28 protein-coding genes are annotated in these 26,238 nt (G+C 61.9%); 14 read left to right on the top strand and 14 right to left on the bottom strand.

Annotated elements, in window-relative coordinates; genetic code table 11:
- The first annotated feature begins 93 nt into the window (after window positions 1-93).
- On the top strand, window positions 94-1,476 hold the full coding sequence (locus tag NH195_RS13290; protein WP_066707732.1) for a leucyl aminopeptidase family protein: 1,383 nt from the start codon (window positions 94-96) through the stop codon (window positions 1,474-1,476).
- Entirely contained in the window at window positions 1,473-2,285 is an 813-nt protein-coding gene (locus NH195_RS13295) for a C40 family peptidase (RefSeq protein WP_066707734.1), read from the top strand. The genes NH195_RS13290 and NH195_RS13295 overlap by 4 nt, the downstream gene beginning before the upstream one ends.
- On the opposite strand, the gene NH195_RS13300 is transcribed toward NH195_RS13295, so the two are convergent.
- The 3 genes from NH195_RS13300 to NH195_RS13310 all read right to left on the bottom strand — a co-directional run bounded on the left by NH195_RS13300 (window position 2,286) and on the right by NH195_RS13310 (window position 3,825).
- Window positions 2,286-2,639 (bottom strand): DUF2794 domain-containing protein, encoded by a 354-nt coding sequence (locus NH195_RS13300; RefSeq protein ID WP_066707736.1) that lies wholly within the window; start codon window positions 2,637-2,639, stop codon window positions 2,286-2,288.
- A gap of 278 nt (window positions 2,640-2,917) precedes the next feature.
- Window positions 2,918-3,205, bottom strand: a complete 288-nt coding sequence (locus tag NH195_RS13305) for an I78 family peptidase inhibitor (protein ID WP_081423928.1) — start codon at window positions 3,203-3,205, stop codon at window positions 2,918-2,920.
- The gene (locus NH195_RS13310) at window positions 3,202-3,825 is read right to left on the bottom strand and encodes a TetR/AcrR family transcriptional regulator (RefSeq protein WP_066707739.1); all 624 of its coding nucleotides are present in this window, start codon (window positions 3,823-3,825) and stop codon (window positions 3,202-3,204) included. The genes NH195_RS13305 and NH195_RS13310 overlap by 4 nt, the downstream gene beginning before the upstream one ends.
- A 259-nt stretch (window positions 3,826-4,084) precedes the next feature.
- Between NH195_RS13310 and mbfA the strand changes: the two genes are divergently transcribed.
- The 3 genes from mbfA to NH195_RS13325 are packed head-to-tail and all read left to right on the top strand — an operon-like array spanning window position 4,085 to window position 6,174.
- Window positions 4,085-5,062: an iron exporter MbfA gene (mbfA, locus tag NH195_RS13315; RefSeq protein WP_066707741.1), complete on the top strand. Its 978-nt coding sequence runs from the start codon at window positions 4,085-4,087 to the stop codon at window positions 5,060-5,062.
- A gap of 33 nt (window positions 5,063-5,095) precedes the next feature.
- Entirely contained in the window at window positions 5,096-5,554 is a 459-nt protein-coding gene (locus NH195_RS13320) for a YaiI/YqxD family protein (protein WP_066707743.1), read from the top strand.
- Window positions 5,551-6,174 (top strand): HAD family hydrolase, encoded by a 624-nt coding sequence (locus tag NH195_RS13325; RefSeq protein WP_066707744.1) that lies wholly within the window; start codon window positions 5,551-5,553, stop codon window positions 6,172-6,174. Before NH195_RS13320 ends, NH195_RS13325 begins: the two co-directional genes overlap by 4 nt.
- Here the strand turns inward: NH195_RS13325 and NH195_RS13330 are convergent.
- Entirely contained in the window at window positions 6,166-7,410 is a 1,245-nt protein-coding gene (locus NH195_RS13330) for an MFS transporter (RefSeq protein ID WP_066707746.1), read from the bottom strand. The genes NH195_RS13325 and NH195_RS13330 overlap by 9 nt on opposite strands.
- A 110-nt stretch (window positions 7,411-7,520) precedes the next feature.
- Between NH195_RS13330 and zapE the strand changes: the two genes are divergently transcribed.
- A complete protein-coding gene (gene zapE, locus NH195_RS13335) occupies window positions 7,521-8,603 on the top strand; it encodes a cell division protein ZapE (protein WP_066707747.1) in 1,083 nt (360 codons plus the stop codon).
- 133 nt (window positions 8,604-8,736) lie between these two features.
- Here zapE and NH195_RS13340 read toward each other — a convergent pair whose 3' ends face one another.
- The 4 genes from NH195_RS13340 to NH195_RS13355 form a co-directional block, all read right to left on the bottom strand.
- A complete protein-coding gene (locus NH195_RS13340) occupies window positions 8,737-9,765 on the bottom strand; it encodes an LLM class flavin-dependent oxidoreductase (protein ID WP_066707748.1) in 1,029 nt (342 codons plus the stop codon).
- Window positions 9,766-9,846: 81 nt separating this feature from the next.
- The gene (locus tag NH195_RS13345; RefSeq protein ID WP_238379760.1) at window positions 9,847-11,121 is read right to left on the bottom strand and encodes a bifunctional folylpolyglutamate synthase/dihydrofolate synthase; all 1,275 of its coding nucleotides are present in this window, start codon (window positions 11,119-11,121) and stop codon (window positions 9,847-9,849) included.
- A complete protein-coding gene (accD, locus tag NH195_RS13350) occupies window positions 11,118-12,083 on the bottom strand; it encodes an acetyl-CoA carboxylase, carboxyltransferase subunit beta (RefSeq protein WP_066707750.1) in 966 nt (321 codons plus the stop codon). Before accD ends, NH195_RS13345 begins: the two co-directional genes overlap by 4 nt.
- 64 nt (window positions 12,084-12,147) lie before the next feature.
- Window positions 12,148-13,044, bottom strand: a complete 897-nt coding sequence (locus tag NH195_RS13355; protein ID WP_066707753.1) for a CPBP family intramembrane glutamic endopeptidase — start codon at window positions 13,042-13,044, stop codon at window positions 12,148-12,150.
- A gap of 160 nt (window positions 13,045-13,204) precedes the next feature.
- Between NH195_RS13355 and NH195_RS13360 the strand changes: the two genes are divergently transcribed.
- The 5 genes from NH195_RS13360 (at window position 13,205) to NH195_RS13380 (ending at window position 18,361) form a co-directional block, all read left to right on the top strand.
- The gene (locus NH195_RS13360) at window positions 13,205-13,867 is read left to right on the top strand and encodes a hypothetical protein (protein ID WP_066707755.1); all 663 of its coding nucleotides are present in this window, start codon (window positions 13,205-13,207) and stop codon (window positions 13,865-13,867) included.
- A 112-nt stretch (window positions 13,868-13,979) separates the two neighbouring features.
- A complete protein-coding gene (locus NH195_RS13365; protein ID WP_066707757.1) occupies window positions 13,980-14,753 on the top strand; it encodes a DUF6478 family protein in 774 nt (257 codons plus the stop codon).
- Between the two features lie 24 nt (window positions 14,754-14,777).
- The gene (locus NH195_RS13370; protein ID WP_066707760.1) at window positions 14,778-15,164 is read left to right on the top strand and encodes a hypothetical protein; all 387 of its coding nucleotides are present in this window, start codon (window positions 14,778-14,780) and stop codon (window positions 15,162-15,164) included.
- Window positions 15,165-15,235: 71 nt separating this feature from the next.
- Entirely contained in the window at window positions 15,236-17,254 is a 2,019-nt protein-coding gene (locus tag NH195_RS13375) for an NADPH-dependent 2,4-dienoyl-CoA reductase (protein ID WP_066707762.1), read from the top strand.
- A gap of 201 nt (window positions 17,255-17,455) precedes the next feature.
- Window positions 17,456-18,361, top strand: coding sequence for a LysR family transcriptional regulator (locus NH195_RS13380; RefSeq protein WP_066707764.1), 906 nt, complete (start codon window positions 17,456-17,458; stop codon window positions 18,359-18,361).
- Between the two features lie 33 nt (window positions 18,362-18,394).
- Here NH195_RS13380 and NH195_RS13385 read toward each other — a convergent pair whose 3' ends face one another.
- The 3 genes from NH195_RS13385 to NH195_RS13395 are packed head-to-tail and all read right to left on the bottom strand — an operon-like array spanning window position 18,395 to window position 20,774.
- The gene (locus NH195_RS13385; protein ID WP_066707766.1) at window positions 18,395-19,315 is read right to left on the bottom strand and encodes an OmpA family protein; all 921 of its coding nucleotides are present in this window, start codon (window positions 19,313-19,315) and stop codon (window positions 18,395-18,397) included.
- Window positions 19,312-20,037 (bottom strand): GNAT family N-acetyltransferase, encoded by a 726-nt coding sequence (locus NH195_RS13390; protein ID WP_066707768.1) that lies wholly within the window; start codon window positions 20,035-20,037, stop codon window positions 19,312-19,314. Before NH195_RS13390 ends, NH195_RS13385 begins: the two co-directional genes overlap by 4 nt.
- A complete protein-coding gene (locus NH195_RS13395) occupies window positions 20,037-20,774 on the bottom strand; it encodes a competence/damage-inducible protein A (RefSeq protein WP_066707777.1) in 738 nt (245 codons plus the stop codon). The genes NH195_RS13390 and NH195_RS13395 overlap by 1 nt, the downstream gene beginning before the upstream one ends.
- 46 nt (window positions 20,775-20,820) lie before the next feature.
- Between NH195_RS13395 and sfsA the strand changes: the two genes are divergently transcribed.
- The 3 genes from sfsA to NH195_RS13410 all read left to right on the top strand — a co-directional run bounded on the left by sfsA (window position 20,821) and on the right by NH195_RS13410 (window position 23,756).
- Window positions 20,821-21,513 (top strand): DNA/RNA nuclease SfsA, encoded by a 693-nt coding sequence (sfsA, locus tag NH195_RS13400; protein WP_066707780.1) that lies wholly within the window; start codon window positions 20,821-20,823, stop codon window positions 21,511-21,513.
- A 68-nt stretch (window positions 21,514-21,581) separates the two neighbouring features.
- Window positions 21,582-22,457 (top strand): type I methionyl aminopeptidase, encoded by an 876-nt coding sequence (gene map / locus NH195_RS13405; RefSeq protein WP_066707783.1) that lies wholly within the window; start codon window positions 21,582-21,584, stop codon window positions 22,455-22,457.
- 213 nt (window positions 22,458-22,670) lie between these two features.
- Window positions 22,671-23,756 (top strand): TRAP transporter substrate-binding protein, encoded by a 1,086-nt coding sequence (locus tag NH195_RS13410; RefSeq protein ID WP_066707786.1) that lies wholly within the window; start codon window positions 22,671-22,673, stop codon window positions 23,754-23,756.
- Window positions 23,757-23,828: 72 nt separating this feature from the next.
- On the opposite strand, the gene NH195_RS13415 is transcribed toward NH195_RS13410, so the two are convergent.
- From NH195_RS13415 to NH195_RS13425, 3 genes are read right to left on the bottom strand one after another with little or no spacing between them, the layout of a single operon-like run.
- On the bottom strand, window positions 23,829-24,476 hold the full coding sequence (locus tag NH195_RS13415) for an HAD family hydrolase (protein ID WP_066707789.1): 648 nt from the start codon (window positions 24,474-24,476) through the stop codon (window positions 23,829-23,831).
- Entirely contained in the window at window positions 24,473-25,033 is a 561-nt protein-coding gene (gene rsmD, locus NH195_RS13420) for a 16S rRNA (guanine(966)-N(2))-methyltransferase RsmD (RefSeq protein ID WP_066707792.1), read from the bottom strand. Before rsmD ends, NH195_RS13415 begins: the two co-directional genes overlap by 4 nt.
- Window positions 25,033-26,238 (bottom strand): NAD(P)/FAD-dependent oxidoreductase, encoded by a 1,206-nt coding sequence (locus tag NH195_RS13425; RefSeq protein ID WP_066707795.1) that lies wholly within the window; start codon window positions 26,236-26,238, stop codon window positions 25,033-25,035. Before NH195_RS13425 ends, rsmD begins: the two co-directional genes overlap by 1 nt.

Here is a 26,238-nt window from a genome sequence, read left to right on the forward strand (position 1 = left end):
CTTGCCGCACTCAAAGACGTCCCCGGACGCTTCGGCTTGCAGGTGGCATCGGATGAGCTAAGTTTGGCGTGATCGTCATGAAAGGCCCATCCGATGCCACTTTCCTTTGCCAAACCCGGCACATCCTCCCTACCGATTTATCTGATTGCGCCCGAAGAGCTTGAGGCGACGCTGGTGCGTCTCGACCCTGCTCAAGCGGAGTGGGCCCGGGCGCAGGGGTTCAATGCGAGCGCCGGGACCCTGTGCCTCCTGCCGGGGCCGGACGGGATTGCGGGTGCCCTGGCCGGTCTGGGCCGTTCGCAAGAGCGCGCGCGTCAGAGATTCATCCTCGGGGCAGTGCGGGCGAAACTGCCGAAAGGGACGTATCGTTTGGAAACGGAGCTTGCGGACGACGCGCTCGACGAACAGCTTATCGGTTGGCTGTTCTCCGGATATGTCTTTGATGTTTATGCACAAAAAAACGCACCGGAGGCGGAGCTTCTGGCCCCCGAAGGTGTCGATGCCGCGCGGCTTGAAACGATTGCCCTGGGTGAGGCGCTGACCCGCGATCTGATCAATACGCCCGCCAACGACATGGGGCCTGCGGAGCTTGAATTTGCCGCGCGTGCTTTGGCAAAAGAGCATGGCGCAGAGATTGCCGTGACCACGGGTTCGGAGTTGCTGGACGGGAATTTCCCGATGATTCACGCCGTCGGGCGTGCCTCTCCGCGCGATCCGCGTCTGATCGACATGCGCTGGGGGAAAAGCGGCCCGAAGCTGACGCTTGTGGGCAAAGGTGTGTGTTTCGACACCGGGGGGCTCAATCTCAAACCGGGTGCGTCCATGGGGTTGATGAAAAAGGACATGGGCGGTGCGGCCACGGTGCTTGGCCTCGCGAAGATGATCATGGCGCTCGACCTGCCGCTACAATTGCGGGTGCTGATCCCTGCGGTGGAGAATGCGGTGGACGGCTCCGCCTTCCGTCCGCAGGACATCCTGACTTCGCGCAAGGGGCTGACGGTCGAGATCAACAACACCGATGCGGAGGGGCGTCTGGTTCTGGCCGATGCTCTGGCACTGGCCGATGAAACGCCGCCCGATCTGATGATCTCCATGGCGACGCTTACCGGCGCTGCGCGCGTGGCACTCGGTCCCGACGTACCGCCGTTCTTTGCCACCGATATGCGGGATGCCGCGACCCTGTCGCAGGCCTCCGCAAAGGTCGCTGATCCGCTCTGGCAATTGCCCTATTGGGAGCCCTATGAGACGATGATCGAGCCGGGGATCGCCGATCTCGACAATGCGCCTTCGGGTGGCATGGCTGGGGCGATCACCGCCGCATTGTTCCTGCGCCGGTTCGTGACCGAGACGCCGCGCTACATGCATTTCGACATTTATGGCTGGTGCCCATCGCCGCTTCCGGCCCGTCCGAAAGGCGGGGTGGGGCAGGGCGCGCGGGCGATTCTCGCCGCACTTCCGGAGCTTCTGAAGCTATGAGCGATCGTCGTCTGACCCCCGTCAATGCGCGCGTTGCTCTCTCCGGCCATGCCTTGAACGGGCAGGCCGAAGTCACCCCGATGCGTTACACCATTTCCTTGCCTGTGGCCGATCTGCGTGCGTCTCCCGGGGGGGCGCGAGACCGGCAACTCCTCTGGGGCGAGGGGTTCGATGTTTTGGAACTGCGTGATGGCTGGGCCTTTGGCATTGCCGCACGCGATGGCTATGTCGGTTATGTCGAGGAAGCCGATCTGGAACGGGAACGGACCCCGACGCACACGATTTCCGCTCGTGCCACGCATCTTTATCCGCGTGACGATTTCAAGACCGAGGCGGTGACCAGCCTGGCTTTCGGCTCGCGGATCAAGGTGGTCGACGAGCGGCGTAAATTTGTGGAGATCGAGGGCGGGCTGTTTGTGCCGAAAGCGCATGTACGCCCTATCGGGCGACCGTTTTCCGATCCCGTGACCATTGCGCAGATCTTTTTCGGCACGCCCTATCTCTGGGGCGGCAACTCCGCCTTTGGCATTGATTGTTCCGGCACGGTGCAGGCCGGTTTGCTGGCCTGTGGGGTCATGTGCCCCGGCGACAGCGACATGCAGATGAGCCTCGGCTCAGAGGCGACAGGCGGGTATCGGCGCGGCGATCTTTTGTTTTGGAAAGGCCATGTCGCGATGTGCGTCGACGCGGAGGTTTTGATCCACGCGAATGCGCATCATATGGCAGTGGCTTACGAGCCGATCGAACGCGCCATTACGCGGATCGAGGCGCAGGGCGACGGGCCGGTGGCGGCGCATCGCCGGGTGTGATTACTCAACCGGACGGATCAGTTTGCGATCGAAGACTCGCAGAACGGTGCGCAGATCGGCACCGCGTTTGAGGATTTGGCCATCCATGCCGATCACGGCATACATGCCCTGTCGACCGCGCAGTTTCGGGCGTTTTTCGATGCGATAGATCGGATGCTCGGCGGTGCGGCGAAACACCGAGAAGACCGCGACATCCTTGAGAAAGGACATGCCGTAATCGCGCCATTCGCCCGCCGCGACCATGCGCCCGTAAAGTCCGAGAATGGCCCCAAGCTCATGGCGGTCGAAAGCGACCTTGTCCGGTGGGCTGGGTGGCTGAGGGCCCGGGAAGGGCGTCGGCGTTTGTACATTCATGGGTCGAGAGTGGGCGCATTTCCGGCGCAAATCAAGCAAACTCGTGAGTGCCCTGTGGATTGCCGCATTTCGGGCGTGAAATCGCCCGGAATATTCCTTGCTCGACCCCTCATTTGGCCTGCTTCTGAGGTCACAAATGGGGACAGAGCGAGAACGCTTTACCCCGGTGTCGCGGTTCAACAGCCCCCACCCAGTTCGCGGCACCGGGGATCTTGCTCACCCAACTTTCTCGGCCGAGGCAGTTGATCTGTCTCGGCTTTTCCTTTGTGGGGCGGGGATCAGCCACACCAGACACGGCTGATGCGACCCGTGTCATCTACCTCGATATTGGTCCGCTCGGGACGGTGATCCATGGTCACCGTCATGCCGGGCAGGATGATGCGCAGAGGTTCAGGGACCGTAAGAGCGTCAAGCGCGGATTGCGGTTCGCCGATCAGTGGGGTGATCAAAGCTGCGGCGCAGGTTTCCTCTGCGGGGGGCGTATTTTCGGTCACGTTCGGAGCGTTCTCCTTGCAGGCGCTCAAGGAAAGCAGGGACAGCGTGAGGAGGCTGGAAAGGCGGGTCATTGCGTGGCTCCGTAGCGGGCAAGGAACATGGCGACGGCACTGTCGACGATGTCCTGTTTCTGGGTGTCGTCAATTTCGAACGACATCTGGAACGTGCGCATCGGTACGAGGCGGACCTTGCACAGTTCGGCGAACTGTTCCGCCGCCAGTTCGATGTCGTCAATCTGCAATTCGCCGCGCGCGGTGGCGCTGGCGAGATATTGCGACAGGCGTTTTTTCACGAGACCCGGCCCGCTGTCGTAAAACCGCTGGCCGACCTCGGGAAACCGAAGGCTTTCGGCCACAGCGATACGATAGACGGCTGTGCCGAAATCGGAGAGCAGGAAATCGAGAATCTTGCGCCCGGCGGAGGGTAGCAAAGTATGTGGTGGCTGGTTTTCGTCCATGCGTTCGGTGAAGGCGTCGGCCTGACGCGCGGCTTCGAGAGCGGCCACCTCGAGAAACAGCACACGTTTGTCGGGCACATAACTGTAGAGCGTGGCTTTCGAGACTTTGGCTTCGCGGGCGATGTCATCGACCGAGGCGCCTTCGAACCCGTCCCTGAGAAACACGGTTCGCGCACCTTCGATCACCTGGGCGTATTTGCGGCCCTTCTTGATGATGGCCTCTGTCTGGTCCATGGTTTTCTCCCCGATGGGCCGAGCTTAATGTGTTCGCAGTGACGCGCCAATGCCAGAAAAAAGGCAGGCCGTCGGCCTGCCCCAGTGCTCGACAGGGATGTCGATCGGCCGCACACGACACGCGGCTCGGGCCAATCTAAACCGAATGGTTCACTTCGGCAAGGCGTAAGCGCAATGACAGAGATGCTGCATCGCATATAATGGGTTGCAGAAAGCGAAGCGGTCGCTATTTTAGAACCGTTCTAAATTGAGGTCCAACATGCTCCCGGTACTCGCCAATCGCAGACGTTTTTCTGATCTGTCGGAACAGGAAATCATCGCGCTCGCCATTTCGTCCGAGGAAGACGATGCTCGAATCTATCGCCAGTATGCCGAAAAGCTGCGCAAGGATTTTCCCGACAGCGCAAAAATTTTCGACGGCATGGCCGTTGAGGAGGACGGACATCGCGAGGCGTTGATTTCCCTGCACAAACGCCGCTTTGGCGATGTCATCCCCTTGATCCGGCGCGAACATGTGTCGGGCTATTATGCCCGCAATCCGGTGTGGCTGATCGAGAATCTGGGCCTCGAACGCATGCGCGACGAGGCGCAGGCCATGGAGCAGAGTGCCGAAGCCTTTTACCGCAAGGCCGCCGAGCGCACGCAGGATGCCGACACGCGTGCGCTTCTGGGGCGCCTCGCGGCGGCGGAAGCCGGGCACGAGCGGCGGGCCGAGGAGTTGGAGAACCAGTTTCTCGACGACGACACCCGCTCGGAGGAAGACAAGCACGCGCATCGCCAGTTCGTTTTGACCTGGGTTCAGCCGGGTCTGGCCGGGTTGATGGATGGTTCGGTCTCGACGCTCGCGCCGATCTTCGCCACCGCTTTTGCCACGCAAAACACCCATACCACCTTCCTCGTCGGTCTCGCGGCCTCCGTCGGGGCCGGGATTTCCATGGGCTTCACCGAAGCGGCGCATGATGATGGTGTCATTTCCGGTCGTGGTTCGCCGATCAAGCGCGGATTGGCCTCGGGGATCATGACTGCCGTGGGCGGGCTGGGCCATGCGCTGCCCTATCTGATCCCGGATTTCTGGACGGCGACCTTCATCGCCTTTGCCGTGGTCTTTATCGAGCTCTGGGCGATTGCCTGGATTCAGAACCGTTTCATGGAAACGCCGTTCCTGAGAGCCGTTTTCCAGGTTGTGCTGGGTGGCGCATTGGTGTTCGCTGCGGGGGCGCTCATCGGCGGCGGCTGATCGAGTAGTTTTGCCAAGAAGAAGACGGATGTCGTGACGAAAATCTATGTCGATGCAGATGCCTGCCCGGTGAAGGCCGAGGCGGAAAAAGTGGCAACGCGGCATCGTTTGCCCTGCCTTCTGGTCTGCAATGGGGGGCTGCGGCCTTCGCAGAACCCGTTCATGGAGCTTGTAATCGTCCCTGACGGGCCGGACGAGGCCGACAAATGGATCGCGGAGCGGGCCGGGCGGGGCGATGTGGTCGTGACGGGGGATATTCCCCTGGCCGCCAAGGCCGTGGAGGCCGGGGCGCGGGTTTTGAAACATGATGGCGAGGCATTTACCCCCGCCAATATCGGCAATGCGCTTGCGATGCGCGATCTGATGTACGATCTGCGTGCCGCCGATCCGTTTCGGCAAGGCGGCGGCAAGGCCTTTACAAAAGCCGACCGGTCGCGCTTTCTGGACGCCTTGGAGCGGGCGATTCAAGCCGCGAAACGGGAGAACGCATGACTGTAGACGCGGTGATTTTCGACATCGGCAACGTGTTGATCGAATGGCAGCCAGAACGGCATTACGATGCGACGGTCGGGGTCGAGCGGCGCAAGACCATGTTCGAGACGGTCGATCTGCACGCGATGAACGATCTGGTCGATCAGGGCTATGATTTTCGCGCGACGATCGAGGTCGCCGCAGCACAACATCCTGAATTCAAGAGTGAAATCATGATGTGGTATTATGACTGGATCAGGATGGCCCAGCCCGCGATTCCGCATTCCGTGAAATTGCTGCGGGCGCTGCGCAAGAAAGGCGTGCCGGTCTTTGCGCTGACCAATTTCGGCATCGAGAGTTTCGAATTTGCCGAAACGCAATACCCGTTCCTGACCGAGTTCGACCGGCGCTATGTCTCCGGGCGGATGGGCTGTGTCAAACCGCATTCCATCATCTATGAGATGGTCGAGGCGGATTGCAAAATTCCGCCGCAGAACCTGTTGTTCACCGACGACCGGCAGGACAATATCGACACGGCGCAGGCACGCGGCTGGCAGACGCATCTGTTCGACGGGCCTCTGGGGTGGGCCGGGCGCCTTGTCGAGGAGGGGCTTTTGACCCCGCGTGAGGCCTCAGCTTAGGGCGCGTTGGCCTAGCGGCACTTCCTTCACCGGAAGATGGACGATGGCCGAAAACGCGCCGATGCCGACGCCGACCCACCAGACGGCGGTGTAGTCGCCGTAGAGGTCATAGAGCCGGCCGCCGAGCCAGACGCCCAGGAATGCACCGAGCTGGTGAGAGAAGAATACGATGCCGTAAAGCGTCCCCATGTAGCGCAGCCCGTAGATATGCGCGACGAGACCGGAGGTCAGCGGTACGCTGGCGAGCCACAGCGCGCCCATGACGACGGAGAAGATCAGCACCGAGGTCGGCGTGATCGGCAGCGCGATGAACAGGGCCGCGGCCAGTGTGCGCCCGAGGTAAATTCCGGCGAGCAGGTATTTCTTGGAAAACCGGTTGCCGAGCCAGCCCGCCAACAACGTGCCGCCGATGTTGGCAAGCCCGATGAGGGAGATCGAGATCGCTCCCAAAGCCGAGGTGGTCGACACCCCGAGAGAAGCGAGCGTCCCGGAGGGGTCGATGGCGCCACACATCTCCGTCACCATCGCCGGGAAATGTGCGGTGATGAAGGCAAGCTGATAACCGCAGGAGAAGAAGCCGAGGAAAATGAGCGTATAGGTCGGATCGCGGAAGGCTTTGCCGAGGATCGCGCCGAGGCTCTCTTCCAACTCCGCCTTGGAGGCCAGAGCAGGGCTGCGCATCATTGGCAGCGCCAGAAGGGTTGTGAGCACGGCGACAGCGAAGAGCAGGAAGACGTTTTGCCAGGACATAAAGCTCAGGAGCCATTCCGCCAGAGGAGCGCCAAACACCTGCCCGGCCGATCCCGCAGCCGTTGCGATGGCGAGCGACATGGAGCGGTTCTCATTCGAGGAGGCACGGCCCACGACGGCGAGGATGACGCCGAACCCGGTGCCGGCAATGCCGAAGCCCACCAGAGTTTCATAGAGTTGATGCGCCTGAGGAGAGACCGCGAAAGACGAAAGAACCAGCCCTGCCGCATAGGTCACGGCGCCAAGGATGATCGCCTTGCGATCGCCGATCCGTTCTGCGAGTGCGCCGAAGATCGGCTGACCGATGCCCCAGAACAGGTTCTGGATCGCAATCGCCAGGGAAAATTCCGCCCGTGGCCAGTTGAATTCCTCGGCAATCGGTATCTGGAACACGCCAAAGGAGGCGCGGATCGCGAAACTCACGACGATGACGATGCAACCGGCAAGCAGAACCGGGGTGAACAGGGGCGTGCGCGTGTCGGACATGTCTGTCTCCTTTGCGCCATCCTCCGGGATGGCCCTGCTGCGGTCAATCGAATGATTGCAATGACTCGCATCATCTTTCCTTATGCGATCCGGCGCAGTAAGGGAGAAGCATGGAAACGCTCATGGACATCTACGCGGCCCGGGTGGCCGCAGGCACGTTGCGCGAAGACCCGGCGCAGGTTGCGGTTTTGCCGCTTCTGGAGCGGGTGCGCGCCGATCTGGCACAACAACCGGTGAAAAAGGGGCTCCTGTCCCTGATCGGCGGACGGAAAAAGCCCGAAGCGGTGCAGGGGCTCTATCTCTGGGGCGGGGTCGGGCGTGGCAAATCCATGCTGATGGACCTGTTCTACGACCATGCGCCCGTGCCCGCGCGTCGTGTGCATTTCCATGCCTTCATGCAGGAGGTGCAGGGCGGCATCGAGGCGGCGCGCAAGGCCGGAACCGCCGATGCCATCGCGCCCGTCGTGGAAAAGATCGCACAGGACATCCGGCTTCTGTGCTTCGACGAGATGCAGATCACGGATATTGCCGATGCGATGATCGTCGGACGCCTGTTCGAGGGGCTGTTCGCCAAGGGCGTGACCGTGGTCACGACCTCGAACCGGGTGCCGGACGACCTTTACAAGGACGGGCTGAACCGGCAACTGTTCCTGCCTTTCATCGAGATCATCAAACAGCGGCTCGAGGTGCATCACCTGCACTCGCCGGTGGACTATCGCCAAGGCCGTCTGACCGGGACGCCGGTCTACTTTCACCCTGTGACGCCCGATGTGCGCGCCACGATGGACGACATCTGGAACGATCTGACGGGCGGTGCGACCGAAAGCCTGACGCTGAAGGTCAAAGGCCGCGACGTGGTTTTGCCGAAGTTTCACAACGGCATCGCGCGGGCGACGTTCTGGGATCTCTGCGGTCAGATGTTCGGGCCGGGCGATTACCTTGTTATCGCGGATGCGGTCAAACTTCTGATCCTAGAAGACATTCCGCGCCTGACGCGCAACAATTTCAACGAGGCCAAACGTTTCGTCACGCTGATCGACGCGCTTTACGAGGCCAAGGTGCGCACGGTCTGTTCTGCCGTCGACGAACCGGAGCGGCTCTATATCGAAGGCGCGGGTGCGTTCGAGTTCGAGCGCACGGCATCGCGTCTGCGGGAAATGCAGGACAAGGATTGGGGTGAGGACGCAGAATAAGAAAGGTCCGGGGGACCTTTCGTGCGTGCTGCGGGCGTCAGCCCCGGAACTGAAGCGCCCGGACATCAGTCCGGGGGACTGATTTCAGCGACGAGCGGGTGGAGCCCCGGGGATGATACAGGCGAAAGACTGATCAGCCCTTCGCCAAAATCTCCCGAACGCGCGGCGCGACCTCTTCGCCGTACAGCCGTATGGTGTCCATCAGCGCCTCGTGCGGCACCGGGCCCGACGAGATTTTCAGATCGAATCGGTTGAGACCCAGAACCGCAACAGTTGCCGCAATCTTTTGTGCGACGGTCTCGGGCGACCCGACGAACAGGGCTCCGTGATCCACTTCGCGCTCAAACGCCTCGCGAGTCAGCGGTGGCCAGCCACGGCTCTGGCCGATGCGCTGATGCATGATCCGGTAGCCCTCGAAATAGCGCTCCCGTGCCTCTGCATCGGTGTCGGCGATATGGCCCGGCGAATGACAACCGATCGGCAATTGCGGCGCGCTCATCCTGTCGCGGATGTCGCGATAGAGGTCGGCAAAGGGTTTGAACCGTACGGGGCTGCCACCGATGATGGCGAGCGTCATTGAGACGTCGTTGGTGGCGGCGCGCACGACCGAGTCGGGGCTTCCGCCAACACCGACCCAGACCGGGATCGGACGTTCGGGGCGGGGATAGACGGTCTGTGCCTCGAGCGGCGGACGATGGCGCCCTGACCAGCTGACTTTCTCCTCGGTCGTAAGCCGTTTGAAGAGGTCGAATTTTTCTTCGAACAGCATCTCGTAATCCGCCAGATCATAGCCGAACAGCGGGAAGCTTTCGGTAAATGACCCACGCCCCAACGTGATCTCTGCGCGCCCGTTCGAGATCGCTTGGATCGTCGAGAACCGTTGAAACACCCGGATCGGATCGTCAGAGGACAGGACCGTCACCGCAGAGGTCAGTTTGATCTTTGAGGTCTGCGCCGCAATCGCCGCGAGCACCGGCTCAATCGCGGAAACAGCGAAATCGGGGCGGTGATGTTCGCCGATGCCGTAAACGTCGATCCCGACCCGATCGGCCAGAATGCCTTCCTTGATCACGTTGCGAATGACCTGACCCTGCGGCAGGTCATTGCCCGCCGCATCCCAGGTGACGTCGCCAAACGTGTCGATGCCAAATTCCAAAGCCATATCCGAGTCTCCTGTTTCGGGCCCGAAATATGCACGGGCCCGGGGCGGGAAAACCCGCGCAGGCGCACAGGGTCTGTTCGTCTAGCCGTTGGTCTGCAAGATGTGTCCCGCGAGATAAAGCGAGCCACAGATCAGGATGCGGGCCTGCGGATGCGCGGCGACGATCTGCGCAATGGCGTCGGGAACGCTGTCGGCTTCCATGGCATCGAACCCTTCGGCCCGGGCCACTGCCGCGGTCTCTGAGGCGGGCAGGGTGGCTTGCGCCTCCGGGATCGACACGGCGATGAGTTCCCTGGCGTGCCGTTGCAAGGGACGCAGATAGCCCGCGATGTCCTTGGTGTTGAGCATGCCGCAAACCATGTAGGTCGGACGTTCCGGCAAAGTGTCGAGCGCCAGCGCCAGCGCCTCCCCTGCCGCGGGATTGTGACCGCCATCGAGCCAGAGCTCTGCGTCAGGAGCGGCGTCCGTGAGCGGCCCGGTCTTGAGACGTTGCATGCGGGCGGGCCAGAAGGCCTCTGTCATGGCGGCCTCGAGCGCGGTGTCGTCATAGCCCATGTGCCGCAGCGCTGCGAGGGCGGCCCCGGCGTTGTGAACCTGATGCTGGCCGATCAGACGCGGCATCGGAAGGTCGCGGAGTCCGGTTTCATCCTGGAAAATCAGACGCCCGCGTTCTTCCCAGACATGCCATTCCTGTCCGTGGCGCAGGAGAGGCGCGCCGAGACGGGCGGCGGTGGCTTCGATCACGTCCAAAGCCTCGTCCGGTTGCGGTCCGACGACACAGGGCACACCGCGCTTGATGATCCCGGCCTTCTCCGTGGCAATCGCGGTGAGCGTTTCGCCGAGGAATTGTGTGTGGTCGATGGAAATCGGCGTGATGATCGACAGCGCAGGCGACTCAACGACATTGGTTGCGTCGAGGCGCCCGCCGAGGCCCACTTCCAACAGGGTGTAATCCGCAGGCATGCGCGACATGGCGAGGATGCCGGCCACGGTGGTGATCTCGAAATAGGTGATCGGTTCGCCGCCATTGGCGCGTTCGCACTCTTCGAGCACGGCCATCAGGTCAGGCTCGGAAATCAGCTCGCCCGCCAGGCGGATACGTTCATGAAACCGCGCCAGATGCGGCGAAGTGTAGGCATGAACCGTCTTGCCTGCGGCCTCTAATCCTGCACGGATCATCGCTTGGGTCGAGCCTTTGCCGTTGGTGCCCGCGATATGGATTACCGGCGGCAATTTGCGCTCCGGATGATCGAGGGCATCGAGCAGGCGCCAGACACGGTCGAGCACAAGGTCGATGACCTTGGGATGCAGGGACATCAGCCTCTCGAGGATGACGTCGGAATTCTGGGTGGTCACTTTTTCGCGTCCTTCGCGGAAACTTTGGCCTGAACTGCGGCCTCTGGGGCGATTTTCGGCGCAGCGCCTTTGTCTTCCGGCGCGGGAGCCGGAAGGTCTCCGACCACGGCGGGCGGCAGGTTGCCCAGCATGCGCAGGATGGTCACCAGCTCGTCCTTCATCTTCATGCGATGCGTCACGCGGTCGAGCATGCCGTGATCGAGAAGATATTCGGCGCGCTGGAAGCCTTCGGGCAGTTTCTCGCGGATCGTCTGTTCGATCACACGGGGACCGGCGAAACAAATAAGCGCGTTGGGTTCGGCGATCTGGACATCGCCCAGCATCGCGTAAGAGGCCGTCACACCACCTGTGGTCGGGTGGGTCAGGACGACGATATAGGGGAGACCCGCCTCTTTCAGCATTTCAATCGCCACAGTGGTGCGCGGCATTTGCATGAGCGAGAGAATCCCCTCCTGCATCCGGGCACCACCGGCGGCGGAGAACATGATGAACGGACGTTTCAGCTCAATCGCGCGCTCGACACCCTTGATGAAGGCGTTGCCGACATACATGCCCATGGAGCCCCCCATGAAGGAGAAATCCTGCGCCGCAGCGACGACCGGCGTGCGACCGATCTCACCCTCGGCGACCAGCATGGCTTCTTTCTCGCCCGTCGACTTCTGCGCCGCTTTCATGCGGTCGGGGTATTTCTTTTGATCGCGGAATTTCAGAGGGTCTTCAATCGGTTCGGGAACCTTGACCTCGGAGAAAATGCCGCCGTCGAACATCGCCTTGAACCGCGCACGCGGCGTGATGTGCATGTGATGGTCGCAATTGGTGCAGACGTTCTGGTTCTCGGCCAGCTCGCGGTGAAACAGCATGGTGCCGCATTCCGGGCATTTCGTCCAAAGATTGTCCGGCGTGTCGTGTTTCGAGAAGAGCGAGTTGATCTTCGGGCGGACGTAGTTCGAGATCCAGTTCATGGGTGCGCCTTTGGACGTTACGTTACTTGGGGCCTCAGATAAGCTCCTCTGTCACGAATTGCAATCAACGCCTGATCGCAAGCCGCGCCACGAGCCATGTGACGACCAGCAAGAGGCTCTGGAAGACCAGCGCTTTCGGGTCGGAATAGAGCACTTCCGGGCTGTCGGTCTGCATGAACAGTCCGAAACCCGACATCATGTCCTGTTGCGGGGCAAACAGCATGGCGGTGAAGTTGTTCATGAAATGCAGCGCAATGGCCGGGCCGAGCGTGCCCGAGCGCATGGTCAGATCGCCCGCGAGCACGCCAAAGCCAATGGCCCAGAGCACGGGGAACAGGGCCGCGATGCCTTCGTTCGTCCCGCTCAGATGCAACAGCCCGAAAAGCACGGCGGAGGCGGCGAGACCGAGCGCGTAGGAGTTCGTGGCCCCGGCGATCTGGCTTTGCAGATAACCGCGAAAGAACACCTCCTCGGCGGTGACCTGAACCATCAGCCCCAGCACCGCGAAGGGCACCCAGAACAGCCACATCCCACCCGGCAGGTTTGCGACCGGTTCGGCGGGGCCGTCCCAGGGCAAAAGCAGGGTGAGAAAGGTGAAGCCCGCGATCCATTTGAGCGTCACGAAGAACTGCGCGCGCAAGACGGGGGCGGGGCCGGTCAGATCGCGCAGGTGCCGGGCGTGCAGCCGTTCGGCCAGTTTGATCGCGCCCACGAGTAAAAGGGCAAACCCCGCAAGGATGGTGAACAAGCCGCCCGGGGTGGTGCCGACCATGGGGCCGTTGGCGCCGAACTGAAAGGGCATGAGAGAGGGCGCAAGGCGTCCGACGACGAGATAGAACAGCGGTGTGACCACTACGCTGATCACCAGTCCGGCCAGAAGCGTGATCCCCACTCGCCAAAGTTCGGGACGGCGCATCGCGGAGGCGATGATCGGGGCGTAGGGGTGCGTCGGTTGCGGCATGCTGTCTCTCGTCGCGGTCATGTCGGGGCAGAGGTAGCATGCGCGGCCCCGGTGTGAAAGCGACGGAAACGCGCAGGAACTCGCCGATCCGTGAACCCGCCTGACTTGGAAGCGCCGGAAGCGCGCGCTATAGGCGACGCCAGACTGCGAGGAGAGTGACATGGTATCGGTGATGCGCCCGGCGAGAACGGTTGCGAAGGTGGCGATTGCGGCGGGGGTGATGCTCGGCCTTGCGGGCTGCGAGATGGACATGGGGGCGACTGGCACCTCCGTGGATCCGGCGCGCCGCCCGGTGCGTGCCGTCACCTTGCCGCTCAGCGGAGTGAGCGTCGCGGGGCCCTCGGGCTATTGCGTCGATCCGGTTTCGGTGCGTGACAGCGCCAGGGGCAGTTTCGCGCTTCTGGGCAATTGCACCGGTCTGAGCGGGCGCAACAATCCCGCGCTGAAGGGTAAGACGGCCGTCCTGACCCTCTCGGTTGCTCCGCCGATGACGGAGACGGAAGAGTTCGATCCGCCGAGCTATGAGGCCTATTTCGCCTCCGAGACCGGACGCCGCGCTTTGTCGCGCAGCGGATCGGCCAAGACCGTGCAGCTCATCGAAAGCGAGGCACGGGGCGATATGGTGCTCCTGCATGTGCGCGACAGCGCCCCGATGACCCTGCGCGGGCAGGGTCGGGAATATTGGCGCGCGCTTTTCCTTCTGGACGGTAGGCTTGTTACCGCAACCGCCACGCCCTTTGCCGAGGCACCGATGTCCGGGGGGCAGTTGCGTGCCCTGCTGGATCGTTTCGTCATCGAACTGAAACGCCGCAACCCGTCTTGAGCTCTGAAACTGTTGCTGAAATGGAACCAAACTGCGGAATTTTTCCGCGTTTGTTGAGTGGAAACCTTTGTCGGTCATAGTAAGGCCCGGAAGAGCAGGAAAAGGTTGCGCGATGCGGCGGCGACTCAAGCAGATGATCGAAACGCGGATCAACGCGCTGGCCACGCGGCGCTGGGCGCGACGCGCGACGATGGCCGAGGGTCTGTCGCTTCCGACGCTGCGCCGGTTGCGCGGACAGGCGCGTGGGCTCAGATGGGAGATCGACCGGTTTCTCTTCGTGGCCGACGGGCGCTTGGCACTGCCGCTGATCGGGTCGAATGCGATGCAATTGCCGCTCTACACCGACTGGTCGCACCGCCCGGAGCTTTGGCGCGGGCCGATCCCGCTCAAGGGGGCCTCCGCGGTGCCAAGCAAGACGCTGATCGGGTCCGAGGCGACGCTTTATCACGACTGCCAGATCTCCGAACTGACCTATCGTCAGGTGCGCAACACCTCCGAAGAGGACCTCTCGCCCTTCGGGCTGCGTCTCGACGTGTTCCGGTTCGATGGCTCCTTCCTGTCGCTTTCGGTGGAATTGCCGGACGAGGCCTGTCACGGCCTTAGCAAACGTCATCTCGTGCGGATGGACTATTCCATCGACCTTGAAAAAGGCATCGAGATCTTTGCCCGGCTGAACGTGAAACACGGGCCGAACATGGAGCAGGTGGTGCGCGAACTGCCGCTGCATACCGACGAGGGCTATGTCGAATTCGATCTGGCTTATACGAAACTCAACGAGAAACGGGTGGAAAAGCTCTGGATCGACCTGATTTTCGAAGACCCGGAGATGAATCAGATCGTCCTGCGGGACCTGACCTGTTCGCGCCGTCCGCGCGCGGAACTTTGATGCCGATTTTGACGGAGAACGGACATGGATGAGGTGACACTGGTCAAAACCCGGCTCCAGGCAGGGATTTGGGAAGGCGAATTGCATGTGCCGGAGGCGGTCGGCGCGCTGCCCGAGATCGAGGTGACCTATCTCGACCAGCCGGTGCAGGGCCATACGCTGAGCGAGGATGCGGAGCGCGAAGGTGTGTGGTTCTTTCGTTTCGCCGTGCCCTCCGAATTGTTGAACGACGGTGTCCAGACCTTCGTCTTCTCGGATCGCGAGAGCGGTCGGGTGCTCAATTCCCTGACCCTGATGGCGGGGGATGTGCTGGCCGAGGACATCCGTGCCGAGATGGATCTGTTGCGTCAGGAACTCGACATGCTCAAACGCGCCTTCCGCCGCCATTGCATCGAGACCGGCTCGAACTGATCTGACGCGGCGTCTTGCGTGACATGCGTCCCCCCCTTGCGCATTTTGGCGCGCAAAGGGAGGCCCGTCACATGACCCACTATCCGCATCTTCTTGCGCCGCTCGATCTCGGCTTTACCACTCTGCGCAACCGGACCTTGATGGGGTCGATGCACACCGGGCTCGAGGAGCGGGGCGACTGGGAGGCGGTGGCCGAATTCTACGCCACCCGCGCCCGTGGTGGGGCGGGGATCATCGTCACCGGAGGCATGGCCCCCAGTGTCGAAGGCGGTGTGTTTCCCGGTGCGGCGGGGCTGTTTACGGATCGGGACATCGCAAACCACCGCAAGGTGACGGAGCGTGTTCATGCCGAGGGCGGCAAGATCGCGATGCAGATTCTCAACGCCGGGCGCTATGCCTATGGCCCCAACTGTGTTGCCCCCTCCGCGATCAAATCGCCGATTTCGCCCTTCAAGCCGACCGAGCTGGACGAGGCGGGGATCGAAAAACAGATTGCCGATTACGCGACCGCTGCCGCCCGCGCCAAGCAAGCGGGGTACGATGGCGTCGAGGTGATGGGCTCCGAAGGCTATCTGATCAACCAGTTCCTCGTCACCCATACCAACCGGCGCGAAGATCGCTGGGGCGGGTCCTATGAAAACCGGATGCGCTTTCCCATCGAAGTGGTGAAGCGCGTGCGGGAGGCGGTCGGGCCGGAGTTCATCGTGATCTACCGGATTTCCATGATCGATCTGGTGCCCAATGGCTCGACCTGGGAGGAGGTCGTACAACTCGCCAAAGAAATCGAGAAAGCTGGAGCGACGATCCTCAACACCGGGATCGGCTGGCACGAGGCCCGCGTTCCGACGATCGCGACTTCCGTGCCGCGCGCGGCTTTCGCCGATGTGACCCGGCGCATGATGGGGGAGGTCTCGATCCCCGTCATCACCTCGAACCGCATCAACCATCCGCAGGTTGCCGAAGATGTGTTGGCCGAGGGCTGTGCCGACATGGTTTCCATGGCGCGGCCGTTCCTTGCCGATCCCGACTTTGTCGTCAAAGCGGCGGCGGGCAAGGCGGATCGGATCGCGCCCTGCATCGCCTGCAATCAGGCCTGTCTGGACCATACGTTCTCCGGCAAGCTGACCTCCTGTCTTGTCAATCCGCGCGCCTGCCACGAAACCGATCTGACCTACGCTCCGGCGGAGGTGGTCAAAACCGTTGCGGTGGTCGGGGCCGGTCCCGCCGGTGTCATGACGGCCATCATCGCCACTGAACGCGGGCACAAGGTCACGCTGTTCGACAAGGTGAGCGAGATTGGCGGTCAACTCAACATGGCGAAACAGGTGCCCGGCAAGGAAGAGTTCTTCGGCCTCGTCGACTGGTTCAAAACCATGGTGACGACCTCCGGCATCGAATTGAAACTCGGGACAGAGGCCAGGCCCGACATGCTCGCGTCGTTCGACGAGGTGGTGATCGCCACCGGTGTCGCCCCGCGCGATCCGGAAATCCCCGGTCAGAATGAGCATGGCAACACCGTGAGCTATATCGACATCCTGACGGGCCGCGTTACCGCGGGGCCGCGCGTTGTCGTCATCGGGGCCGGGGGCATCGGATTCGATGTGGCCGAGTACCTGACCACCTCCGAAAGCCCGACGCTGACCCTTGCCGACTGGAAGGCCGAATGGGGCATCACCGATCCGGTGCAAGATCGCGGCGGGCTGTCGCCCGACGGACCGAAACCGGAGGCGCCCGCGCGCGCGGTCACGCTGTTGCAGCGCAAGGCGGAAAAGCCGGGCAAGCGTCTTGGCAAGACCACCGGTTGGATTCACCGTGCCACGCTTCAGATGAAGGGCGTAAAAATGATGGGCGGCGTCAGCTACGACAGGATTACGCCGGAAGGGCTCTGGATCACCAAGGACAACACGCCGCAGCTGATCGAGGCCGACACCATCGTGCTCTGCGCCGGGCAGCTTTCGGAGCGCAGCCTTGCCGAAGCGTTGGAGGCACAGGGCAAACCCTGCCATGTCATCGGAGGCGCGGATGTCGCCGCCGAGCTTGACGCCAAACGTGCCATCGACCAGGGCGCACGCCTCGCAGCCAGCTTCTAACCCGTTTCCTTTGTTGCAGAAATACTCCCGCCGGAGGCCTCGTTCGGCGGGACATGCACTGCCTCTCGTGATTGTTTCCGCGTTTCCGGACCCAAAACGATCACCGAGAGACCACGCTATTGTCCCCCATCTTCCCCATTCTTGCCCGATTTCGGAGGGATAACCCTTTCCCTAGGGGCCAAGATTTGTAGGTAAGATTAAATGGACCGACTGACGGAAATGGAAGCCTTTGCCACGGTTGTGGATCAGGGCGGTTTCACGGATGCAGCCAAGAAGATGGGGATTTCCAAGTCCGCCGTTTCCAAACATGTCTCTGCGCTTGAAGCCCGGCTGGGGGCCCGTCTCCTGAATCGTACCACGCGACGGGTCTCGCCGACCGAGATCGGTCTGGCCTATTACGACCGCGCGCGCCGGGTCCTGAACGATGCCGGAGAGGCCGATGCGCTCGTGACCTCGATGCAATCCGCGCCTTCGGGCCTGTTGCGTATTTCGGTCGCCACCGATTTCGGCGTCAACCATCTTTCCCCTGTGCTGGGCGAATTCCTGTCCGAATTCCCCGACATTCAGGTCAACATGGTGCTGAACAACCGCTATGTCGAACTGATTTCCGAAGGCTTCGATATGGCCGTGCGCATCGGCGAACTGGAAGACAGCACGCTGCGCGCCCGCAAGCTCACCGAGACCACCAAGCGCATGGTCGGTGCCCCCGCCTATTTCGAGAAATACGGTCGCCCGCAGAAGATCGACGATCTGAACGAGCACAAGCTTTTGCATTATTCCAATCAGGCCAATGGTGCCGTGTGGAAACTCACCGCCCCCTCGGGTGAAAAGCGTCAGATCCGTACCGCAGGCTGGCTCACGGTGAATGACGGGCAGTCCCTGCTCAATGCCTGCATCTCCGGCCTCGGCATCGCCTACCTGCCCTCCTTCCTCTACGCCGATGCGATGGAAAAGGGTCTGATCGAGGAGGCGATTCCCGATCTGCCGCCGGAAACACAGGGGATCTACGCCGTCTACCCGCCGGGCCGGTTCACCCAGCCGAAGGTGCGCGCCTTCATTGACTTCCTCGTCCATGCCTTTGCCGATAAAGGCCCGGACAAGTGGTAGACTGACTTCTCGTGGAAGAGAGGGCGAAAGCCTTTACTGGGTCGAGGCGATCACCGCTTCGACCCTTCTGTTTTTTTCGCGACCTTCCTCGGTGGCGTTCGACGTTCGCGGGGCGAGATAGCCGATGCCCTCGGCGCTGAGCTGGCCGGGGGCGATGTCATAGGACTGGATCAATCTCTGTCGCACCGCCTCGGCACGCTTGCGCGACAGCGCGGTGTTGCCCTCCAACCCGCCGACAGTGTCGGTATGCCCGACAAGGGCGATGCGCACTTCGGGGTGGGTTTTCAGATACTCGGACAGGCGCCGCAGCGAGGCGAAGGGGCCTTCGCCGAGGTTCGAGGCCCCGGTCTCGAACGTCAGGTCTTCCAGCACCACGCGCCCACGGGTTTCCAGCCGGGCAATCAGGTCCTCGCTTGTCGATGACATCACGCCCGCATCCGGCGCGGAGGGGGCGTGCAACTCGACCTCGGGCGCGTCAGACGGGATCACCGTACTGATCTGGAGGTAGCCCGCATCCCGTGCCTTGCTGCTCAGGACGGAGACGAACCGCCCGTCCGCATGGGTGCTAAGGAGATACTGAAAATCGCCGAGGTCCACATGCATCGCGGGCTCCGGCAGAAGGTCGAGAAGATAGCGGAAGTCGAACCCGCCACATTCTGTGTCGGCGCAGGCATAGAGCGTCGTGAACCCGTCCTGCTCAAGCTGGGTGCGCAGCGGTTCGATCATCTGGTAGCTGGTCAGCGAGGTGCCGTTGAGCTTGTAGGCCACCTGTTCGATATCGCCCTCAGCCATGATCCGGGGCGTTTCCGTGCCCTGAAACGCGCCGCTCGGGAAGGGCTGGGCGGAGGAGAACTCCTCGCGCCGATCCGTCTCGCTTGCCGCACCGGGCAGGTCGAGCGCCGAGGCCGCGCCAGCAAGGATGAGGAAACAGGCGAATGAAATCGGGCGGATCATTGGAACTCGGAAAGGGGTTTCGTGCGGTAGTGGTACTGTCCCGCCTGCTGCATTCCAAGAGAAGAATACAGAGCCAGAGCGCCGGTGTTGGCCCGGGTAACTTGCAGAGCGAGGCTGTTTGCCCCCTGTGCGCGGGCCCAATCGGCCGCGAGCGCCATCATCGCCCGGGCCAGGCCCTGGCGACGGTGTGCAGCAGAGGTTTCAAGCGCATGGAGGGCTGCGATACCCTGATGGATCGCAACGAATCCGGTGCCCGCAGGCGTATCGCCCAAGCGCCCGAGCAGGGTGCATTTGGGGCTTGGGACACGTTCCATGATCGCAAGCCGCGCAGGCCCAATCCCACCTTCGGCCCAGATTTCTTGCTGAATCGCCACTGGCGGCCAGCAGGCATAGCCGGTTTTCGGGTCCGACGCGGGAAAGGCGTCAAGCGGCGCGATCAGGCAGGCGACCGGATCGAACATGCGATAACCGCGTCTCTCCAGCTCTGCGTCGAACGCCTCTTCGCTGTCGCGAATCTGGAACAGGGCATCCCGACCATCCGCGACAAACCGCGTTTCGACAGCCTCCAATGCCGCCGGCGAGAACGTCCCATCAAGCGTGGCCGCCGACACCCGGCTGCCGCCTCCCGCCCCGTAGCGATAGGTGAAAGGGCCAAGCGCCTCGCGCGTTAAAGGCGGCCAGGTGGCCTCGAAAGCGGCAAAGAGGGCGGCGGGATCGGGCATCAGGCGTCGACGGGAAACAGCGCGGCAAGTTCAAGCAGCGCGGCTTCGATCTCTGCGCCGTCCTGACCGCGGATCACGATATTGGTGCCAAAGGCGCCGTTGCGGTTGAACGGGTAGGAGCCCATCGACAGCTCCGGATATTTCTTCGCCAGCATGCCAAGCGGTTCGGCCACGGCGCTTTCGGGGCGGTCGATGCGATAGCTCTGCGACAGCAGGGGCTTGCCGCCTGTGAGCGTCGGCAAAAGCCCCGCCACCATCGCCTCGAAAATATTCGGCACCCCGGCCATGACATGCACGTTTTCGACCGAAAAACCGGGCGCAATCGACACCGGGTTCTCAATCAGCGTCGCACCGTCGGGGATGCGGGCCATGCGCATGCGAGCCTCGTTGAACTCGACGCCGCGCCCTTCGTAATGCGCGGTCAAAAGCGCGCGGGCGTCGTCGCGGATGTCGATATGGAGACCAAAGGCCTCGGCGATGCAATCGGCTGTGATGTCGTCATGGGTCGGCCCGATGCCGCCGGAAGTGAACACATGGGTGTATTTTCCCGCAAGCTCGCGCACCGTGGCGACGATCATCGGCGCATCGTCTGGCACGACCCGCGCTTCTTTGAGGTCGATCCCCACCCGCGTCAGCTCGCCCGAGAGGTGATACATGTTTGCATCCCGGGTGCGACCGGAAAGGATCTCGTCCCCGATGATCAAAATTGCGGCGGTGGGGTTGGCGGTGCGGGTCATCTCGGTCTCCTTGAGACTGTTTCCCAAACGGTATAGGCCTCTGACCATGCGCTTTCAATCGGACCTGATCCCCGCCACCCTTTTGCGTCGGTACAAACGCTTCCTCGCGGACATCCGCCTGCCGGACGGGCGCGAGGTCACGGCGCATTGCCCGAACCCCGGCTCGATGATGGGGCTGGCGGAGGACGGCACGCGCGTTTGGGTTGAGCCGAATGACGATCCGAAGAAGAAACTCAAATATGGGCTGCGTCTGGTGGAGTTGCCGGATGCGATGGTGGTGGTCGATACAGGCATCGCCAACCGTGTGGTGAAGGAAGCTTTGATGGCAGGGCAGGTGCCCGGACTCGAAGGCGAGGTGCGGGCCGAGGTGAAATACGGCGAAAACTCGCGGGCCGATTTCCTCGTGCTCCAAGGCGGGCGGAACATCTGGGTCGAGGTGAAATCCGTGACGCTCTCACGCCAGCCCGGCCTTGCCGAATTTCCCGATGCCAGAACCGCACGCGGGGCGAAACATCTGGGCGAGCTTGCCGCGCGGGTGGCCGAGGGCGACCGCGCCGTGATGCTTTATCTGGTGTCCCGCGACGACTGCACCCGCTTTGCCCCTGCCGCCGACATTGATCCGACCTATGCCGAGGCGGAGCGCATGGCAAAGGCGGCGGGGATCGAGGTCATGATCTTTCCGATCCGGGCGACATCCGAGGCGGTGACTTTCGACGCAACCCCTGTGCACGCGCTTTAACCTTCCGGCACTGGCCCTTTCGCCTTCAAGGGCTTATATGAGCCGGATCAGACAAAGGAGTTGGACTCTTGGACGAGACGCATCGCGGCCGCATCACCAAAGACGGAATTCGCATCTACGAGGACGCGGATTTTCCGGGTATTCGTGCGGCCTGTCAGGTTACGGCGCAGATTCTCGACGAAGTTGCGCCACTGGTGAAGCCGGGTGTGACCACGGGGGAGCTGGACGATTTCATCAATCGTCGTGTGGTCGAGCTGGGTACGACCTCTGCGACGATCGGTTATAACGGATACAAACACGCCTCCTGCATCTCTGTGAACCATGTGGTGTGCCATGGCATCCCTGGCGCGCCGATCCCGAAAAGCAGCGATGAAACCATCTCGAAAGACCCGGAAAAGCGGCGTCAGGACGATGTTCTCAAAGACGGGGATATCCTCAATATCGACGTCACCGTGGTCAAGGACGGTTGGTTCGGGGACAGCTCGCGCATGTATGTCGCGGGCAAGCCGAGCCGTCAGGCGGAGCGTTTGATCCAGGTGACCTATGACAGTCTCATGCTGGGCATCGAGGCGGTCAAGCCGGGCAATACCTTTGGCGACATCGGTTATGCGATCCAGAATCATGTCGAGCATCAGGGCATGTCCGTGGTGCGCGATTTCTGTGGTCATGGCGTGGGGCGGGTGTTCCACGCGCCGCCGAATGTTCTGCATTACGGTCGTCCGGGCATGGGCGCGGTTCTTGAAGAGGGCATGATCTTTACCATCGAGCCGATGGTCAATCTCGGGCGCCCTGAAACCAAGGTGCTTTCTGACGACTGGACCGCCGTGACGCGCGACAAGAAACTGTCGGCGCAATATGAACATTGCGTGGGGGTGACCGCAACCGGGTGCGAGGTTTTCACCGTGTCGCCGGGCGGTCTGTTCCATCCGACCTACAAGGTCTGAGGCGAAAAACGCCGGTTCCCTGAGCTATTTCCGGATGGGCGGGGTCTTCCCCGCCTTTTCCTTTTTCACTTGCATTTCAATTGGCTGACCGGATGGTCAGATAAAAGATGGGCTCTGCCTGTTGCGAACGACTTTCAGCTATCATAGCAAATCGCCACGTCATCAAGGCTGCGGCCCGACCGGGCCGCATTCACTGCCCGAGGAGGCTTGCCCATGAACTCCCTTTTGAAAACCCTAGCCCTTGCGGCTCTTGTGTCTGTCACGGGGACGCTTTCGGCGGCCGCACAGGAGGTCACCCTCCGGTTCCAGCATTTCGTCTCCCCGAAAGCCGGCTCCGCCACCTATTTCATGGAGCCTTGGGCCCGCAAGGTCGAGAAGGACAGCGGTGGTCGCATCAAGGTCGAGATCTACCCGCTGATGCAACTTGGTGGCAAGGCCCCGGACCAGTACGATCTGATCCGTGATGGTGCCATCGACGGTGGCTGGATCATTCCGGGCTATCAGCCGGGGCGTTTCCCGGAAACCGAGGCCATCGAACTGCCGTTTGTCTCGCTGAAATCGGCGGAACTGTCGTCGATGGCGGCGTGGGAATTCACCCAGGAGCACCTTCTGGATGATTTCGCAGACATCCATATTCTGGCGGCTCACACCCATGGTGAGGGTCTGGTTCACAAGAAGGGCGATCCGATCCGCAAGGTCGAGGATTTCGAAGGGCTGAAACTCCGCGCGCCAACCCGCACTTCGACGCTTTTGCTCGAAAAAATGGGCGCGACGCCTGTCGGTCTGCCGGTCCCGGCCTTCCCCGAAGCACTGTCCAAAGGCGTTCTGGACGGTGGCATCATCACCTTTGCCATGTCGCCGTCACTGAAGCTCGACGAGCTGACCGATGCGGAAACCGACGTGGCGGGGGATCGGTCGTTCTACAACCTCTATTTCCTCTGGGCGATGAACAAGGCGAAATACGATAGCCTGCCGGATGATCTGAAAGAGGTGATCGACCGCAACTCCGGCCTGATGGCCTCGCGCTGGTCCGGCATCGCCTATGACATGGGCGACGACGACGGCGTGAAAGTCATCGCGGCGAGCGACAATGCGGTGAACGTGTTGAGTGAGGAAGAGACCGCGAAGATCACCGCCTTGGGCGACGAGGTCGTGGCCGACTGGATCGCCGAGATGGATGAGAAGGGCTTCGATGGTGAAAAGCTTGTGGCGGATGTGAAAGCGGCCATGGAGCATGCGCAGGATGCAGCCCCCTGGGTCGACGCGCGGGGCGCGGCTTATACGATCGCCACGGAATGATGTCTGTGATCATTTGAGAAAAGGCCGCCTTTGGGCGGCCTTTTTGTTTGAGTATTTGACTGCAATGAAGACTTAGAGGCCGAGACGGGTGGGCAGATCATGCATGTCGGAGAGGTGCTCGGCACCCTCTTCGATCAGCCGCGCGCCGTCGCCATGCGGGTCAAAACCAAAGCAGCGCATCCCGGCACGACGTGCGGCGATACAGCCGGAGGGGCTGTCGTCAATCACCACGCAGTCTTCGGGGGAGACGCCAAGCTGTTCGGCGGCGATCAGGAAGAGCCCCGGTTCGGGTTTCGCGGTCCCATAAGTATGCGCAGAGTGAATGCGACCTTTGAGGCGGGCGAAGACCTTGGGGTGCGCGCCCAGCGTCACGTCCATCTTCTCCATCGGTCCGTTGGAGCCGACCGCATAGGGAATGCCCGCCGCGTCCAGCGCGTCGAAAGCGGCCTCAACGCCGGGGATCAGCGGCACGCCCGCGCGCAGCATGTCGAAGACGCGGGGGTAAACCTCGACCTGCCAATCGTCGGGCAGGGCGGCCCCTGCGGCGCGTGCACGCTCGCCGACAAGCGCGATGGTGCCGCCGACATATTTGGTCTCTAACTCATGCAGCGTGATGTCGAGCCCAAAGCGCGCGAAGTCCTTTTGCAGAAACTCCAAAAGCGGCGGCTCGCTATCGACGATGACCCCGTCACAATCGAAAATCACGGCTTTCGGTGTCATTTCGGCTCCAGAAAATTGATTTTTGTGTCGCCATATTTGCGCGTGTCCAGAAGAGTAAGCGCATCAGGTGGTGTGATTTCCGCACTGTCTTCCCAGACCACAAGCGCACGTTTTGTCAGCCAGTTCCCGGCAATTGCGGCGGCAATCGCCACCTCGCCCAAGCCTTTGGTATAGGGCGGATCAAGGAAGATCAGATCGTAGGGTTCAGACGGGTTCATGGGCAGACGCGTGGCATCCATCCGCATCAGATCGCAGCGGGCTTCAGCGCGGCATTTCCCGATGTTCTCGGTGATCAGGCTCTGCGCCTTGCGCCCGTCATCGACAAAGGTGACACACTCCGCCCCGCGCGACAGGGCCTCAAGGCCGAGCGCGCCTGTGCCCGCAAAGAGGTCCAGAACTCGCGCGTCTTCGACGGCATCACCATATTTGCCGGCGGTCAAAACGGAAAACAGGCTCTCGCGCACGCGGTCCGTGGTCGGGCGCAGATGCGCGCCCGCGTCGCCTTTTCCGACAGAGGCCAGTGCCAGCCCGCGAAATTCTCCGGCAATGATCCGCATCAGCCGCGCATCAACTCTTTGAGATCGGTGGCGGGATCGGCCACCTTGTCGGGATCGGCGGTTTTTCCGCTCTCAATGAGGCGCTTGGCGACCATATAACCGCGCGGATCGTTCATCGCGTCGATGGCGATGAGCTGGCCATCCTTGTAATACCAATGCGAATGCGTGCCTTCGCCCTCGCGGATCACAACCCGGTCGTGGCCTGTGGACAGCCCCGCGATCTGAAGTTTGACGTCATATTGATCCGACCAAAACCACGGTTTTGGCGCGTAGGTTACATCCTGACCCAGCATGTTTTTCGCGACCACCTCCCCCTGATCAATCGCATTGCCGACGGATTCGAGACGAATTTGCGCGCCCTCATGCGGGAAGGAGGCGCAATCGCCCGCCGCGAAAATATCGGGATCGGAGGTCGCGCCATGCAGATCGGTCTTGATGCCGTTCTCCAAGGCCAGCCCGGCCATCTCGGCCAGTTCCGTGCCAGGCGTGATGCCGACCCCGACGATGACGAAATCCACGTCGAGTGTGGTGCCGTCGGTCAGCTCGGCGGATTTCACGCGATCCTCACCTGTCAGTTTCACAAGCCCCACGCCCTCGCGCAGGTCGACACCATGCGCCTGATGCAGAGCGCGGAAATAGTCGGAGGTTTCCTTCGAAGCGACGCGCTGCAAAATCCGGTCGGCCATCTCGACGAGCGTGACCTTGAGACCCTTCTTGGCTGCGACCGCTGCGGCCTCCAGCCCGATGTAACCTCCGCCGACGATCAGAACAGAGGCACCCTCGCGAAACTCGGGCTCGATCGCATCGGCATCGGCAAGGGTGCGCATGGCGTAAACCCCGCCAAGATTGCCGCCGATGGTGGCAGGCAACAGACGCGGGGCGGAGCCGGTGGTCAAAGCCAGCTTGTCATAGTTGAGTGTCTGATCACCGATGGACACCGTCTTCGCCACCGGGTCGATGCCGGTCACCTTGGTGCCCATCCGCAGCCGGATGTTTTCATCCGCGTAATAGCTCTCGGGCCGGAGGAACAGCCGATCCAATTCCATCTCGCCTAAGAGATAGGCCTTCGACAGCGGAGGACGCTGATAGGGCGGCACGGGCTCTTCGCCGATCAGGGTGATCTCGCCTTCGAAACCTTGCCCGCGCAGGGTGGTGACGATGCTCTGGCCTGCCTGCCCGGCTCCGATAACGATGAAGTGGCTCAT

The organism is Celeribacter ethanolicus, assembly GCF_001550095.1.
GTDB lineage: Bacteria > Pseudomonadota > Alphaproteobacteria > Rhodobacterales > Rhodobacteraceae > Celeribacter > Celeribacter ethanolicus.

What these genes read in the sequence shown, in the direction of transcription:
- NH195_RS13290 (WP_066707732.1), top strand. Translation starts at nt 94, where the DNA reads ATGCCACTTTCCTTTGCCAAACCCGGCACATCCTCCCTACCGATTTAT.
- NH195_RS13295 (WP_066707734.1), top strand. Translation starts at nt 1,473, where the DNA reads ATGAGCGATCGTCGTCTGACCCCCGTCAATGCGCGCGTTGCTCTCTCC.
- NH195_RS13300 (WP_066707736.1), bottom strand. Translation starts at nt 2,639, where the DNA reads ATGAATGTACAAACGCCGACGCCCTTCCCGGGCCCTCAGCCACCCAGC.
- NH195_RS13305 (WP_081423928.1), bottom strand. Translation starts at nt 3,205, where the DNA reads ATGACCCGCCTTTCCAGCCTCCTCACGCTGTCCCTGCTTTCCTTGAGC.
- NH195_RS13310 (WP_066707739.1), bottom strand. Translation starts at nt 3,825, where the DNA reads ATGGACCAGACAGAGGCCATCATCAAGAAGGGCCGCAAATACGCCCAG.
- mbfA (WP_066707741.1), top strand. Translation starts at nt 4,085, where the DNA reads ATGCTCCCGGTACTCGCCAATCGCAGACGTTTTTCTGATCTGTCGGAA.
- NH195_RS13325 (WP_066707744.1), top strand. Translation starts at nt 5,551, where the DNA reads ATGACTGTAGACGCGGTGATTTTCGACATCGGCAACGTGTTGATCGAA.
- NH195_RS13330 (WP_066707746.1), bottom strand. Translation starts at nt 7,410, where the DNA reads ATGTCCGACACGCGCACGCCCCTGTTCACCCCGGTTCTGCTTGCCGGT.
- zapE (WP_066707747.1), top strand. Translation starts at nt 7,521, where the DNA reads ATGGAAACGCTCATGGACATCTACGCGGCCCGGGTGGCCGCAGGCACG.
- NH195_RS13340 (WP_066707748.1), bottom strand. Translation starts at nt 9,765, where the DNA reads ATGGCTTTGGAATTTGGCATCGACACGTTTGGCGACGTCACCTGGGAT.
- accD (WP_066707750.1), bottom strand. Translation starts at nt 12,083, where the DNA reads ATGAACTGGATCTCGAACTACGTCCGCCCGAAGATCAACTCGCTCTTC.
- NH195_RS13355 (WP_066707753.1), bottom strand. Translation starts at nt 13,044, where the DNA reads ATGCCGCAACCGACGCACCCCTACGCCCCGATCATCGCCTCCGCGATG.
- NH195_RS13360 (WP_066707755.1), top strand. Translation starts at nt 13,205, where the DNA reads ATGGTATCGGTGATGCGCCCGGCGAGAACGGTTGCGAAGGTGGCGATT.
- NH195_RS13365 (WP_066707757.1), top strand. Translation starts at nt 13,980, where the DNA reads ATGCGGCGGCGACTCAAGCAGATGATCGAAACGCGGATCAACGCGCTG.
- NH195_RS13370 (WP_066707760.1), top strand. Translation starts at nt 14,778, where the DNA reads ATGGATGAGGTGACACTGGTCAAAACCCGGCTCCAGGCAGGGATTTGG.
- NH195_RS13375 (WP_066707762.1), top strand. Translation starts at nt 15,236, where the DNA reads ATGACCCACTATCCGCATCTTCTTGCGCCGCTCGATCTCGGCTTTACC.
- NH195_RS13380 (WP_066707764.1), top strand. Translation starts at nt 17,456, where the DNA reads ATGGACCGACTGACGGAAATGGAAGCCTTTGCCACGGTTGTGGATCAG.
- NH195_RS13385 (WP_066707766.1), bottom strand. Translation starts at nt 19,315, where the DNA reads ATGATCCGCCCGATTTCATTCGCCTGTTTCCTCATCCTTGCTGGCGCG.
- NH195_RS13390 (WP_066707768.1), bottom strand. Translation starts at nt 20,037, where the DNA reads ATGCCCGATCCCGCCGCCCTCTTTGCCGCTTTCGAGGCCACCTGGCCG.
- NH195_RS13395 (WP_066707777.1), bottom strand. Translation starts at nt 20,774, where the DNA reads ATGACCCGCACCGCCAACCCCACCGCCGCAATTTTGATCATCGGGGAC.
- sfsA (WP_066707780.1), top strand. Translation starts at nt 20,821, where the DNA reads ATGCGCTTTCAATCGGACCTGATCCCCGCCACCCTTTTGCGTCGGTAC.
- NH195_RS13410 (WP_066707786.1), top strand. Translation starts at nt 22,671, where the DNA reads ATGAACTCCCTTTTGAAAACCCTAGCCCTTGCGGCTCTTGTGTCTGTC.
- NH195_RS13415 (WP_066707789.1), bottom strand. Translation starts at nt 24,476, where the DNA reads ATGACACCGAAAGCCGTGATTTTCGATTGTGACGGGGTCATCGTCGAT.
- rsmD (WP_066707792.1), bottom strand. Translation starts at nt 25,033, where the DNA reads ATGCGGATCATTGCCGGAGAATTTCGCGGGCTGGCACTGGCCTCTGTC.
- NH195_RS13425 (WP_066707795.1), bottom strand. Translation starts at nt 26,238, where the DNA reads ATGAGCCACTTCATCGTTATCGGAGCCGGGCAGGCAGGCCAGAGCATC.